Below are 15,481 nucleotides of genomic sequence, written 5' to 3'. Positions count from 1 at the left end.
ACCCCGGTGGGCCGGGCGCCGCGCCACCCCGGCGCCCGAGCCGCCCGGCCCACCCCACCAGACTTCCGAACCGCGCCCCGCGGTCGCTCGATTGGGACAGAACGTCATGAACGAAGAGAAGCTCCGCTACTTCCTCAAGCGGGTCACCGCCGACCTGCACGAGACCCGCCGCCGCCTGCGCGAGGTCGAGTCCGGCGAACAGGAACCGATCGCCATCGTCGCGATGGGCTGCCGCTACCCGGGCGGCGTCCGCACCCCCGAGCAGCTGTGGCAGCTCGTCGCGGACGGCACCGACGCGATCACCGGCTTCCCCGCCGACCGCGGCTGGGACACCGACGCGCTGTACGACGCCGACGCCGAACACGGCCGCTCGGGCACCAGCTACACCCGCGAGGGCGGGTTCCTGCACGACGCGGCCCAGTTCGACCCGGAGTTCTTCGGGATCAGCCCCCGCGAGGCGACCGCCATGGACCCGCAGCAGCGGCTGCTGCTGGAGACCTCCTGGGAGGCCTTCGAGCGGGCCGGCATCGACCCCGCCGCCGTGCGCGGCAGCCGGATCGGCGTCTTCAGCGGCGTGATGTACCACGACTACGCCAGCCGCCTGTTCACCGTCCCCGAGGGCGTCGAGGGCTACCTGAGCACCGGCACCGCCGGCAGCGTCGTCTCGGGCCGCGTCGCCTACACCCTGGGCCTGGAGGGCCCGGCGGTGACCATCGACACCGCCTGCTCCTCCTCGCTGGTGGCCGTCCACCTGGCCGCCCAGGCCCTGCGCAGCGGCGAGTGCACGCTGGCGCTGGCCGGCGGCGTCACCGTGATGTCGACCCCGGACACCTTCGTCGAGTTCAGCCGCCAGCGCGGCCTCGCCCCCGACGGCCGCTGCAAGGCCTTCGCCGAGGGGGCCGACGGCACCGCCTGGGGCGAGGGCGCCGGCGTGCTGCTGCTGGAGAAGCTGTCCGACGCCCGCCGCAACGGGCACCCGGTGCTGGCCGTGGTCCGCGGCTCCGCCGTCAACCAGGACGGCGCCAGCAACGGCCTGACCGCCCCCAACGGCCCCTCCCAGCAGCGCGTCATCCGCCAGGCCCTGGCCGGCGCCGGGCTCTCCCCGGACCAGATCGACGCCGTCGAGGCGCACGGCACCGGCACCACCCTCGGCGACCCGATCGAGGCCCAGGCCCTGCTCGCCACCTACGGGCAGGAGCGCGGCGAGGGCGGGGCGCCGCTCTGGCTCGGCTCGATCAAGTCCAACATCGGCCACACCCAGGCCGCCGCCGGCGTCGCCGGCATCATCAAGCTGGTCATGGCGCTGCGGCACGGCGAGCTGCCGCGCACCCTGCACGTCGACGAGCCGTCCCCGCACATCGACTGGGCCTCCGGCGCCGTCGAGCTGCTCACCGAGGCCCGCCCCTGGCCGGCCGGCGAGCGGGTCCGCCGGGCCGCCGTCTCCTCCTTCGGCTTCAGCGGCACCAACGCCCACACCGTCATCGAGGAGGCCCCGGCCGAGCTGCCCGCCCAGGACGCGGACGGGGAGCCGGCCTCCGGCGAGCCGCAGCGCCCGCCGCTGACCACCCGGGCGACCCCCTGGTTCCTGTCCGCCCGCGGTGAGGACGCCCTGCGCGAGCAGGCCCGGCAGCTGCACGACCACCTGACGGACCGGCCGGAGCTGGACGCCGACCGGGTGGCCTGGACGCTGGCGGCCGGCCGCGGCGCCTTCGAGCACCGGGCCGTCCTGCTCGCCGACGGCCGCGACGGCGCGCTCGGCGCCCTCGCCGCGCTCGCCGAGGGCGAGGAACACCCCGCCCTGGTGCGCGGCACGGCCCGCGGCGCCGCGGCCGGCAAGGCCGTCTTCGTCTTCCCCGGCCAGGGCTCCCAGTGGCCCGGCATGGCCGTCGGGCTGCTGGACTCCTCGCCGGTGTTCGCCGCCCGGCTCGCCGAGTGCTCGGCGGCCCTCGCCGAGCACGTGGACTGGCGGCTGGAGGACGTGCTGCGCGGCGTCGAGGGCACGCCCCCGCTCGACCGGATCGACGTCGTCCAGCCCGCCCTGTTCGCCGTGATGGTCGCGCTCGCCGAGCTGTGGCGTTCGTACGGGGTCGAGCCGGCCGCGGTGGTCGGCCACTCGCAGGGCGAGATCGCCGCGGCCTGCGTGGCCGGCGCGATCAGCCTCGCCGACGCCGCCTACCTGGTGACGGCCCGCAGCACGGCGCTGTCCCGGATCTCCGGCCTCGGCGGCATGCTCGCCGTCGCGGAGGGCGCCGAGCGGATGCGCGAGCTGATCGGGGAGCGCAGCGACCGGCTCCAGCTCTCCGTGGTCAACGGCCCCCGGACCGTCGTCGTCGCCGGGGACCCGGCCGCGCTGGCGGAGCTGGCGGCCGAGTGCGCCGCGCTCGACGTCCGCGCCAAGCTCCTGCCGATCGACTACGCCGCCCACTCCCCGCAGACCGAGGCGATGCGCGAGGAGATGCTCGCGATCGGCGCCAAGGTCACCTCCCGCTCCTGCGACGTCCCCTTCTACTCCACGGTGACCGGCGGCCTCCTGGACACCGGAGCGCTGGACGCCGAGTACTGGTACCGCAACGTGCGGCAGACGGTCGAGTTCTCGCAGGCCGTCCGCGCCCTGGCCGAGCACGGCCACGGCGCCTTCCTGGAGGTCAGCCCGCACCCCGTGCTGGTGACCGGCATGGAGGAGACCCTCGACGGGATCGGCGCCGAGGCCGCCGTCCTCGGCTCGCTGCGCCGCGACGAGGACGACGCCGAGCGCTTCCTCGCCTCGCTCGCCGCCGTCCACGCGCACGGCGTGCCGGTGCGGCGCACCGCGCCGTTCGACGGGCGCGGCCTGGCCCCGTGCGAACTGCCCACCTACCCGTTCCGGCACCGCCGCTACTGGCTCGACGTCCCGGCTCCGGCCGCCCTGCCCGGCACGGCCCCGGAGTCCGCCGCCGACCAGGGTTTCTGGTCCGCCGTCGAACGCGGGGACCTGACCGAGCTGACCGCCGCCCTGGCCGTGGACGGCGAGGACCCGCTGAGCGCCGTGCTGCCCGCCCTCGCGGCCTGGCGCCGCCGCCGGCAGCAGGCCGACACGGTGGACGGCTGGCGCTACCGGATCACCTGGAAGCCCGTCACCGCCCAGGGCCGGCCCCGGCTGACCGGCCGGTGGCTGCTCGTCGAGCCCGCCGCCGGGACCGCGTGGGCCGACGCCGCCCAGCGCGCCCTGGAGACGGCCGGCGCCCGGGTGCGCCGGGTCACCGCCGACGCCACCGCCGACCGCGGCCGCCTCGCGGCGCTGCTCGCCGCCGAACTCGCCGAGACCGCCGAGACCGCCGAGACCGCCGAGACCGCCGCGGACGGCGCCGCCGAGTCGGCCCGCTGGGCCGGCGTGCTCTCCCTCCTGCCGCTGGACGACCGCCCGCACCCGGACGCCCCGCTCGTCCCGGCCGGGACGGCCGGCACCGTCGCCCTGGTCCAGGCGCTCGCCGACGCGGGCCTGGACGCCCCGCTCTGGTCGGCCACCACCGGCGCCGTCCGCACCGGCGGCGCGGACGGCCCCGCAGACCCGTCGCAGGCCCAGGTCTGGGGCCTGGGCCGGGTGCTCGGCCTGGAGCAGCCCGAGCGCTGGGGCGGCCTGGTCGACCTCCCCGCCGACCCCGACGACCGCGCCGCCGCCCGACTCGCCGCGGTGCTCGCGGCCGAGGACGAGGAGGACCAGCTGGCCGTGCGCGCCACCGGCGTGCTGGCCCGCCGACTGGTCCGCGCCCCCGGCGCCGAGGTCCCCGCCGAGCGGGCCTGGCGCCCGCGCGGCACCGTGCTGGTCACCGGCGGCACCGGCGCCGTCGGCGCCCACGTGTCCCGCTGGCTGGCCGCCAACGGCGCCGAGCACCTGGTGCTGACCAGCCGCCGGGGCGCCGACGCCCCGGGCGCCGCCGAACTCGCCGACGAACTGCGCGCGGCGGGCGCCGAGGTGACGGTCGTCGCCTGCGACACCGCCGACCGCACCGCCGTGGACGCCCTGGTCGGGCGGTTCGCCCTGGAGGGCGCGCCGATCCGCGCGGTGCTGCACGCCGCCGGCCTCGGCCGCACCGGCGCCCTCGCCGACCTGCGGCCCGCCGACCTCCAGGAGCTCGCCGAGGCCAAGATCGCCGGCGCCCGCAACCTGGCCGAGGCGCTCACCGGCACCGAACTGGACGCCTTCGTCCTGTTCTCCTCCAACGCGGGCGTCTGGGGCGGCGGCGGCCAGGGCGCCTACGCCGCCGTCAACGCCTTCCTCGACGCCTACGCCGAACGGCTGCGCGCGGCCGGCGTCCGTGCCACCTCGGTCGCCTGGGGCGCCTGGGCCGACGGCGGGATGGCGGACGGCCCCGCCGGGGAGGCCATGCGCCGCCGCGGCGTCCCGGCGATGGCGCCGGAGCTGGCCGTCGCCGCCCTCCAGCAGACCCTCGACCTCGACGAGACCTTCCTCGCCGTCGCCGACGTCGTCTGGGAGCGCTTCCAGCCCGCCTTCACCGCCACCCGCCGCCGCCCGCTGATCGAGGACCTGCCGGAGGTCCGCGCCCTGAGCGCGGGCACCGGCACCGCCGAACCCGGCACCGAGGTGCCCGAGCAGTCGGCGCTGCGCCGCAAGCTCGCCGGACTGTCCGCCGCCGACCAGGAGCGCGTCCTGACCGACCTGGTGCGCGCCCAGGCCGCCGGCGTCCTCGGCTTCGCCGGACCGGAGTCCGTCGACCCCGTGCGCGCCTTCCGCGAACTCGGCTTCGACTCGCTCACCGCGGTGGAGATCCGCAACCGCCTCGGCAGCGCCACCGGCCTGAAGCTGCCCACCACGCTGGTCTTCGACTACCCGACCCCGGTGGCCCTCGCGGGCTACCTGCGCGCCCAGACCCTCGGCGCGGACCAGGACCAGGCCCGGGCCACCAGCGCGGCGGCCGCCGACGACGAGCCGATCGCCATCGTCGCGATGGGCTGCCGCTTCCCCGGCGACGTCGCCTCGCCCGAGGACCTGTGGCGGCTCGTCACCGAAGGCCGGGACGCCGTCACCGGCATGCCCACCGACCGTGGCTGGGACCTGGCGGCGCTCTACGCCGACGACCCCGACCAGCCCGGCACCAGCTACTGCCGCGAAGGCGCCTTCCTGCACGACGCCGGCCTCTTCGACGCGGGCTTCTTCGGCATCTCCCCGCGCGAGGCCGTCACCATGGACCCGCAGCAGCGCCTGCTGCTGGAGGTCACCTGGGAGACGCTGGAGCGCGCCGGCATCGACCCCGGCACGCTGCGCGGCACCGCGACCGGCGTCTTCGCCGGCGGGTCCACCCAGGACTACACCACGGTGCTGACCAACAGCGAGGGCGGCGCCGAGGGCTACATGCTCACCGGCACGGCGGCCAGTGTGATGTCCGGCCGGATCTCCTACACCCTGGGCCTGGAGGGCCCGGCCGTCACCGTCGACACCGCCTGCTCCTCCTCGCTGGTGGCGCTCCACCTGGCCGCCCAGTCGCTGCGCCAGGGCGAGTGCTCGCTGGCGCTGGCCGGCGGCGTCACCGTGATGCCGCTGCCCGGCCCGTTCATCGAGTTCAGCCGCCAGCGCGGCCTGGCCGCCGACGGCCGCTGCAAGCCCTTCGCGGCCGCCGCCGACGGCACCGGCTGGGGCGAGGGCGCGGGCATGCTCCTGCTGGAGCGGCTCTCCGACGCCCGGCGCAACGGGCACCCCGTGCTCGCCGTCGTCCGCGGCAGCGCCGTCAACCAGGACGGTGCCAGCAACGGCCTGACCGCCCCCAACGGCCCCGCGCAGCAGCGCGTCATCCGCCAGGCCCTGGCCAACGCCCGCCTGACCCCCGGTCAGGTCGACGCCGTCGAGGCGCACGGCACCGGCACCCGGCTCGGCGACCCGATCGAGGCCCAGGCGCTGCTCGCCACCTACGGGCAGGAGCGCGGCGGGGACCCGCTGTGGCTGGGCTCCCTCAAGTCCAACATCGGCCACACCCAGTCGGCTTCGGGCGTCGGCGGCGTCATCAAGATGGTGATGGCGATGCGTGAGGGTGTGCTGCCGCGCACCCTCAACGTGGACGAGCCCACCCCGCACGTCGACTGGTCGGCGGGCGCGGTCGAGCTGCTCACCGAGGCCAGGGACTGGCCCGAGACCGGCGAACCGCGCCGCGCGGGCGTCTCCGGCTTCGGCGCGAGCGGCACCAACGCCCATGTCGTACTGGAGCAGGCGCCGGCGGCGGAACTCACGCAGGCCGACGAGGAGTCGGCGGCCGGTGGCGTGGTGCCGTGGGTGCTGTCGGGCCGCAGTGAGGCGGCGCTGCGGGAGCAGGCGCGGCGGCTGCTGACGGCGGTCGCGGAGGAGCGGCCGGCGGACGTCGGTTTCTCGCTGGTGTCCTCGCGGGCGGTGTTCGAGCACCGGGCCGTGGTGGTCGGCGAGGGCCGGGAGGCGCTGCTGGCGGGCCTGGCCGCGCTGGCGGACGGCCTGCCGGGCGCGGGCGTGGTGTCCGGACGGGTGCGTTCGGGGCGTCCGGTGTTCGTGTTCCCCGGGCAGGGTTCGCAGTGGCTGGGCATGGCCCAGGGGCTGCTGGCGGATGAGCCGGTGTTCCGTTCCCGGATGGAGGAGTGCGCCAAGGCGCTTGCTCCGCATGTGGATTGGGATCTGCTCGACGTCGTCGCGGGTGAGGACGGCGGGTGGATGGAGCGGGTGGACGTGGTCCAGCCGGTGCTGTTCGCCGTGATGGTCTCGCTGGCTGCTCTGTGGCGTTCGTACGGTGTGGAGCCGTCGGCGGTGGTGGGGCACTCGCAGGGCGAGATCGCCGCCGCTGCCGTCTCTGGTGCCCTGTCGCTGGAGGACGCGGCGCTGGTGGTGGCGCTGCGCAGCCAGGCGATCATCGAGCTCTCGGGCCTGGGCGGGATGGTGTCCGTTCCGCTGCCCGCCGAGCAGGTGCGTGAACTCCTGGAGGGCCGCGAGGGAATCTCGATCGCTGCGGTCAACGGCCCGAGCTCGGTGGTCGTTTCGGGTGACGCCGGTGCCCTGGACGAGCTGATGGAGCACTGCGGCGCGCAGGAGGTCCGGGCGCGTCGGATCGCGGTGGACTACGCGTCGCACTCGGCGCACGTCGAGCGCATCGAGGCCCGTCTCGCGGAGCTGCTGGCCCCGGTCACGCCCCGTGTGCCGGAGGTTCCGTTCCACTCGACGGTCACCGGCGAGATCATCGACTCGGCCGCGCTGGACGCCGGTTACTGGTACCGCAACCTCCGCCAGACGGTGGAGTTCGCGAGCACCATCGAGGCCCTGCTGGCGTCCGGCCACTCGCAGTTCGTCGAGGTGAGTGCCCACCCGGTGCTGACCGTCGGCATCCAGGAGGCCGTCGACGCTTCCGGCGCCGAGGCGACGGTTCAGGGCACCCTGCGCCGTGACCAGGGCGGCCGGGAGCGCTTCCTGACCGCCCTCGCCGAGGCCTGGGCCAACGGCGCCACCGTCGACTGGGCCGCCCGGTTCCCGGCCGCAAGCCGCATCGACCTGCCGACCTACGCCTTCCAGCACGAGCACTACTGGCCGAAGCCGGGCACGCGCGGTATCGGTGACGTGCTGTCCGCCGGTCTCGGCGCGGCCGACCACCCGTTGCTGGGTGCGGCGGTGGCGCTGGCCGACCGCGACGGGCACGTCTTCACCGGTCGCCTCTCGGTGCAGACGCACCCGTGGCTGGCCGACCACGCGGTGGCCGGCACGGTGATCCTGCCCGGCACCGCCCTCGTCGAGCTGGCCGTCCGCGCGGGCGACCAGGCCGGCTGTGACGTGCTGGAGGAGCTGACCCTGGAGGCGCCGCTGGTGCTGCCCTCCCAGGGTGGCGTGGCGGTGCAGGTGGTGGTCGGTTCGCCCGACGCCGACGGCCGCCGTGAGGTGGAGGTCTACTCCCGCGCCGAGGACGCGGCGCCCGACGAGCCGTGGACCCGCCACGCCACCGGCGCCCTGTTCCGCGGCGCCGTCGTGCCGGAGTTCGACCTTGCCGTCTGGCCCCCGCAGGGCGCCGAGCCGGTGTCGGTGGACGGGTACTACGACACCCTGGCCGGCCTCGGCTTCGCCTACGGTCCGGCGTTCCGCGGCCTGCGATCCGTCTGGCAGCGCGGCTCCGAGGTGTTCGCCGAGGTCGCCCTCGCGGCGGACCAGCAGGGCGACGCCCAGCGCTTCGGCCTGCACCCCGCCCTGCTCGACGCCGCGCTGCAGGCGGCGGGCCTGGGTGACGCGACCCGGGACCTCGCCGCCGGGCGGCTCCCGTTCGCCTGGACGGACGTGACGCTGTTCGCCACCGGCGCCGGGGCCCTGCGGCTGCGCCTCACCCCGACCGGTGCGGACGGGGTGGCCCTGGAGCTGGCCGACGAGGAGGGCCGCCCGGTCGCGGCGGTCGGCTCGCTGGTGCTGCGCCCGCTGGCCGAGCGTGCGGTGGCCGCCGAATCCGCCTTCCAGGACTCGCTGTTCCGGGTCGACTGGACGCCGGTGCCGCTGCCCGCCGCGACCCCCGCGGCGGAACTGGCGCTGCTGGGCGCCGTCGAGGGGGAGTGGACCGCCTCCGCGCGCCGCTACCGCGACCTGGCCGAGCTGGCCGAGGCCGTCGACGCCGGCGCCGAGCTGCCGTCCGTGGTGGTGGCCGCGGTGGCCACCGGCGCCGACGACCCGCTGCTGGACGGCCTGCGGCGCAGCACCGGCGACACCCTCGCCCTGCTGCACTCCTGGCTGGCGGACGAGCGCTTCGAGGCGGCCCGCCTGGTGGTGCTGACCCGTGCGGCGGTCGCGACCCGCCCCGACGAGGACGTCCCGGCGCTGGCCCAGTCCCCGGTCTGGGGCCTGGTGCGCTCGGCGCAGACCGAGAACCCCGGCCGACTGGTCCTGGCGGACCTGGACGGCACGGCCGGCTCCGCTGCCGCGCTGCCCGCCGCCGTCGCCACCGGCGAGCCCCAACTCGCCCTGCGCGCCGGTGAGGTGCTGGCGCCCCGGTTCGCCCGGGTACCCGCCGGGACGGACGAGCCCCGGCGCGTCCTCGACCCCGAGGGCACCGTCCTGCTGACCGGTGCCACCGGCACCCTGGGCTCGCTGCTGGCCCGCCACCTGGTGACCGAGCACGGCGCCCGGCACCTGGTGCTGCTCAGCCGGCAGGGCCCGGCGGCGCCCGGCGCCGAGGAGCTGAGCGCCGAACTCACCGGCCTGGGCGCCGAGGTGACCGTCACGGCCTGCGACGTCGCGGACCGCGTGGCGCTCGCCGCCGTGCTGGACGCCGTCCCCGCCGAGCACCCGCTCACCTCCGTGGTGCACGCGGCGGCCGTGCTGGACGACGGCGTCCTGGACTCGCTCACCGCGGAGCGGCTGGACCACGTCCTGCGCCCCAAGGCGGACGCCGCCCAGCACCTGCACGAGCTGACGGCCCACCTGGACCTGGACTCCTTCGTCCTGTTCTCCTCCGCGGTCGGCCTGCTCGGCAACGCCGGCCAGGCGAACTACGCCGCCGCGAGCGCCTTCGTCGACGCGCTGGCGCACCACCGCCGGGCGAACGGCCTGCCCGCCGTCTCGCTGGCCTGGGGCTTCTGGGCCGAGCGCAGCACGCTCACCGGCGCGCTGGACGAGGCGGAGGTCCGCCGGATGAGCCGGGGCGGTGTCGCCCCGCTGTCCTCGGCCGAGGGGCTCGCGCTCTTCGACGCGGCCGGGGCGGGCGCCGAACCGCTCCTGGTGCCGATGCGGCTGGACTCGGCCGCGCTGCGCGGCCAGGCCGCGGCGGGGGCCCTCGCGCCGCTGCTGCGCGGCCTGGTGCGTACGCCGCTGCGCCGTACGGTCGCCGCGGCGAGCGGGACCGGCGAGGCCTCGGCGTTCCAGCAGCGGCTGGCCGACCTCGACGGGCAGGACCGGGCCCGGCTGCTGCTCGACCTGGTGCGCGGCCAGGCGGCCGCCGTGCTGGGCCACGCGTCCGCGGACGCGGTGGAGGCGAACCGGGCGTTCCGCGAGCTGGGCTTCGACTCGCTGACCGCGGTCGAGCTGCGCAACCGGCTGAGCGCGGCGACCGGGCTGCGGCTGCCGGCCACCACCGTGTTCGACTACCCGACCCCGGCCGAGCTGGCGGCCCGGCTGGAGTCCCGGCTGTCCGGCGGCGGGCGTGCCCGTCCGTCGGCCGCCGTCGCCCCGGCGCCGCGGCACGCGGACGACGACCCGATCGTGATCATCGGCATGGCCTGCCGCTACCCGGGCGGCGTCCGCACGCCCGAGGAGCTGTGGCAGCTGGTCGCGCAGGGCACCGACGCGATCTCGCCGCTGCCGACCGACCGCGGCTGGGACACCGAGGGCCTGTACGACGCCGACCCGGACCACGTGGGCACCAGCTACGCCCGCGAGGGCGGGTTCCTGTACGACGCGGGGCACTTCGACGCCGGGTTCTTCGGCATCAGCCCGCGCGAGGCGCTGGCGACGGACCCGCAGCAGCGCCTGCTGCTGGAGACGGCGTGGGAGGCCCTCGAGCGGGCCGGTATCGACCCGACCACGCTGAAGGGCAGCGCCACCGGCGTGTTCGCCGGGAAGATGTACCACGACTACGCGATCACCCTGCCCGCCGTCCCCGCCGACGTGGAGGGCTACCTGGCCACCGGCACCACCGGCAGCGTCGCCTCGGGCCGGATCTCCTACGCCCTGGGGCTGTCGGGCCCGGCGGTCACCGTGGACACCGCCTGCTCCTCCTCGCTGGTCGCCCTGCACCTGGCCGCCCAGTCGCTGCGCAGCGGCGAGTGCACGATGGCCCTGGCCGGCGGTGTCACGGTGATGGCCACCCCGCAGGTGTTCATCGAGTTCAGCCGTCAGCGCGGCCTGGCCACCGACGGGCGCTGCAAGTCCTTCGCGGCGGCGGCCGACGGCACCTGCTGGTCCGAGGGCGTCGGCATGCTGCTGCTGGAGCGCCAGTCCGACGCGGTGCGCAACGGCCACCGGGTGCTGGCGGTCGTCCGCGCCACCGCCGTCAACCAGGACGGCGCCAGCAACGGCATCACCGCCCCCAACGGCCCCGCCCAGGAGCGGGTCATCGAGCAGGCGCTGGCCGCCGCCCGGCTGACGTCGTCCCAGGTGGACGTCGTCGAGGCGCACGGCACGGGCACCCGGCTGGGCGACCCGATCGAGGCCCAGGCCCTGCTGGAGACGTACGGGCAGGGGCGCACCGGGGACCCGCTGTGGCTGGGCTCGCTGAAGTCCAACATCGGCCACTCCCAGGCCGCCGCGGGCGTCGGCGGCGTGATCAAGATGATCATGGCGATGCGGCACGGCGTGCTGCCGAAGACCCTGCACGTCGACGAGCCGACCCCGGACGTCGACTGGAGCTCCGGCGCCGTCGAGCTGCTGACCGAGGCCCGGCCGTGGCCGGAGACCGGCGAACCGCGCCGCGCGGGCGTCTCCTCCTTCGGCGTCAGCGGCACCAACGCCCACGTGATCCTTGAGCAGGGCCCGGCGCCCGCCGAGGCCGAGCAGGGTCCCGCCCGGGTGCTGCCCTGGGTGCTGTCCGCCCGGACGCCGGACGCGCTGCGCGCGCAGGCCGAGCGGCTGGCCGCGCACCTGGCCGCCGAGCCCGGGCCGACGGAGGCCGACGTCGCCCGCTCGCTGACCGTGCACCGCTCGTCCTTCTTCCACCGCGCGGTGGTGGTCGGCACCGACCGCGCGGAGCTGCTGGCCGGCCTCGCCGCGGTCGCCGACGGCGGCGGCGCCGGGGTGGTCCGCGGTTCCGGCACCACCGCGGGCCGCACCGCCTTCCTGTTCACCGGACAGGGCAGCCAGCGCCTCGGCATGGGCCGGGAGCTGTACGGGGCCCACCCGGCGTTCGCCGCGGCCTTCGACGCCGTCTGCGAGCGGGTCGACGCCCATCTGACCCGCCCGCTGCGCGAGGTCGTGTTCGGTGCGGACGCCCGGCTGCTGGACCGCACCGAGTACGCCCAGCCGGCGCTGTTCGCCGTCGAGGTGGCGCTGTTCCGCCTGGTGGAGAGCTGGGGGGTGCGCCCGGACCTGCTGCTCGGGCACTCGATCGGCGAGCTGGCGGCCGCGCACGTCGCGGGCGTCCTGTCGCTGGCGGACGCGGCCGCCCTGGTGGCGGCCCGCGGCCGGCTGATGCAGGCGCTGCCCGAGGGCGGCGCGATGGTCGCGGTCAAGGCCTCGGAGGCCGAGGTGCTGCCGCTGCTCACCGGGAACGTCAGCATCGCCGCGATCAACGGCCCGACGTCCGTGGTGATTTCCGGCGAGGAGTCCGAAGTCCTGGACATCGCCGGGAAGTTCGAGAAGACCAAGCGCCTCAACGTCTCGCACGCCTTCCACTCCCCGCTGATGGACGGCATGTTGGAGGAGTTCCGCCGGGTGGCGGAGGGCCTGACGTTCAGCGCCCCGCGCATCCCGGTGGTCTCCACCGTCACCGGCGCCGAGGCGGGCGAGGAGCTCACCGACCCGGCGTACTGGGTGCGGCAGGTCCGCGCGGCCGTCCGGTTCGCGGACGGCGTCGCCGCCCTGCGCGCGGCGGGGGCCGGCCGGTTCCTGGAGCTCGGCCCCGACGGCGTCCTGACCGCCGCCGCCCGGGACTGCCTGGGCGCCGACGCGGACCACGCCCTGCTGGTGACGCTGCTGCGCGCCGACCGGTCGGAGGAGGTCGCGCTGACCACGGCGCAGGCCGAACTGCACGTCCACGGCGTCCCGTTGGACTGGCCGGCGATCGCCGCCGACTGGGGCGGGCGCCTCGTCGACCTGCCGACCTACGCCTTCCAGCACGAGCGGTACTGGCTGGAGGCCCCGGAGGAGGCCACCAAGGAGTCCGCGCACGCGGGCGAGGGCGGCTTCTGGGCGGCCGTCGAGGAGACCGACCTGGAGGGCCTGAGCGGCGCGCTGGACCTCGACGGCGAGGGCCGCGAGGCGCTCCGGGCGCTGCTGCCCGCGCTGTCCGGCTGGCACCGGCGCCGGCGCGGCCAGGCGGCCGCGGAGGCGGTGCGCCACCGGGTGGAGTGGCAGCCGCTGGCGGCCCGGCCGAGTGCCGAACTCACCGGGAACTGGCTGGTGGTGGCCCCCGCGGAGGCCGCCGAGAGCGAGCCGGTGACGGCGCTGCTCGGCCTGCTGGAGTCCGTGGGCGCCACCGTGCTCGGCGCGGTGCTGGACCCGCAGGACACCGACCGGGCCGCCGTCGCGGCGGGCCTGGGCGAGCTGCTCGCCGGGGAGGCGCCGGTGCGCGGCGTGCTGTCCCTGCTGGCGCTCGACGAGCAGCCGCACCCGGCCGTCCCCACCGTGGCGGGCGGCCTGGGGCTCAACCTGACGCTGGCCCAGGCCCTCGGCGACGCCGGGGTGGACGCCCCGCTCTGGTACGCCACCAGGGGTGCCGTCGCGGTCGGCCGGAGCGAGGTGCCGAACCCGGCCCAGGCACTGACCTGGGGCCTCGGCCGGGCGTTCGCCGCCGAGCACCCGCGGCGCTGGGGCGGTCTGGTCGACCTGCCCGAGCGGCTGGACGGCCTGGCCGGCGAGTGGCTGACGGCCGTCCTGGCCGGGCGGACCGGGGAGGACGAGGTGGTGCTGCGGTCCGCCGCGGCCTTCGCCCGCCGCCTGGTGCCGGCCCCGCTCGGCCTGGCCGCCGAGGCCGCGACCTGGCGGCCGCAGGGCCCGGTGCTGCTCACCGGCCCGGCCGACGCCCGGCGCGAGGCGCTGGCCGGCTGGCTGACCGAGCGCGGCGCCGTGCCGGTGTCCGGGCCGGCCGAGGCCGACACCCCGGCGGAGGTGCTGCTGCACCTGGTGGCCCCGGCCGAGCCGGTCGCCCTGGACGGCCTGGACGCGCGGACGCTGGCGGAGGCGGTCGCCGCCGTCACCGCGCTGCCGGCCGGCGGCCCCGGACTCGCCGCGCAGGTCGTCTGCCTGCCGGGCGAGTCGGTGTGGGGCGGCGCCGGGCAGGCCGTGGCCGCGGTCTGCGGCGCCCACCTGGACGCCGTCGCGCGCGGCCGCGCCGAGGGGGACGTCCCGCTGCGGACGGTCGCCCTGGCCGACACCGGCTCGGACGGGCCGACCGGGCGGGCGCCCGGCGTCGACGAGGCGGCATCGGTCCTCGGCCACGCCGTGACCCTCGGCGAGCACGGCCTGGTGATCGCCGGGGACGGCTGGAGCTGGTTCGCCCGCACCCTGCGCGACGGCGCCGCCGTCCCGCTGCTGGCGGCCCTGGCCGGTCCGGACGCGGCCGACCGCGACCCGGTGGCCCGGTCCGCCGAGCCGGTCCGGGACGCGGCCGGAGCGCTGGCCCGCCGCCTGGCCGAGGCGGGCCCCGGCGGGCGGCACGCCGTCCTGCTGGAGACCGTCCGGACGGAGGCCGCGCTGGCGCTCGGCCACCGCTCCGGCGACGCGGTCGACCCGGACCGGGACTTCCTGGAGCAGGGCTTCGCCTCGCTGACCGCGGTGGAGCTGCGCAACCGGCTGACCGCCCTGACCGGGCGGGAGCTGCCGGCCGCGCTGATCTACGACTACCCGACCCCGGCGGCCCTCGCCGGGCACCTCGCCGCCGAGGTGCCGCAGGACGCGCCGCCGGCCGCCGCGACCGGCACGCTGGCCCCGATGCTCCGTCAGGCCGTCGCGTCCGGACGGATCGCGGACTTCGCGGCGATGCTGCAGAGCGTCGCCGGGTTCAGGCCCGCCTTCACCGACCCGGCGCTGGCCGGGCCGCTGCCGGCTCCGGTGCGGCTGTCCGGCGGCGCGGGGCGGCCGGTGGTGGTCTGCTGCCCGTCGGTGACGGCGATCTCCGGCCCGCACCAGTACGCCCGGTTCGCCGCGGCGCTGGGCGACCGGTTCCGGGTCGGCGCCCTGCGGGCCCCCGGCTTCGGCACCGGCGAGCCGCTGCCGGCGACGCTGGCGGCGGGGGTGCGCGCGCTGGCCGAGCAGACCGCCGAACTGGCGCAGGGCGAGCCCGTCGTCCTGGTCGGCCACTCCTCCGGAGGGGTCCTGGCGCACGCCCTGGCCCGGTACCTGGAGGAGATAGGGGTGCCCCCTGTCGCGCTCGTTCTGCTAGACATCTACGCGCCGGGCAGTGACCTGGTGGCTCCGCTGCTGCCCGCGCTCATGGGCGGCATGGCGGAGCGGGACGGGGTGTTCGCGTCGATGGACGACGACCGGCTGACCGCCATGGGAGGCTGGTTCCGGCTCCTGGAAGAGGCGGAGCCGAGCCCGGTCGGGGCGGCCACGCTGCTGGTCCGTGCCGCCGAGCCGATGACCGGTTGGGGGGAGCGCGAGTGGAAGTCCGGCTGGGAGTCCGCGCAGAGCGTCGTGGACGTCCCGGGGGACCACTACTCGATGATGGAGGAGCAGCACGTCGAGGCGGTGGCCTCGGCGGTCGGTGAGTGGTTGACCTCCCGGACGAGCTGATTCCGTCCGACCCGCCGCCAGTCCGGCCGGGGCGCGCGCCCGCACCGCGCGCCCAGGCCGGGCTCTGGAAACCCTCCGCCGCCCCGGTCCCGGGGCGGCGGACCGACGAGGGGAACACCC

The 15,481-nt window shown here is 77.0% G+C and carries 1 protein-coding gene; it reads left to right on the top strand.

What is annotated here, in order from left to right; translation table 11 throughout:
- Positions 1–106 precede the first annotated feature (106 nt).
- Positions 107–15,361 (top strand): type I polyketide synthase, encoded by a 15,255-nt coding sequence (locus tag ACGF13_RS12595; protein WP_392872701.1) that lies wholly within the window; start codon positions 107–109, stop codon positions 15,359–15,361.
- Positions 15,362–15,481: the final 120 nt, after the last annotated feature.

Origin of the sequence: Kitasatospora sp. NPDC048286, assembly GCF_043201735.1 — a bacterium.
GTDB lineage: Bacteria > Actinomycetota > Actinomycetes > Streptomycetales > Streptomycetaceae > Kitasatospora.
Note: the sequence above shows the minus strand (reverse complement) of the source record. Positions and strands in the feature narration are given on the sequence as shown.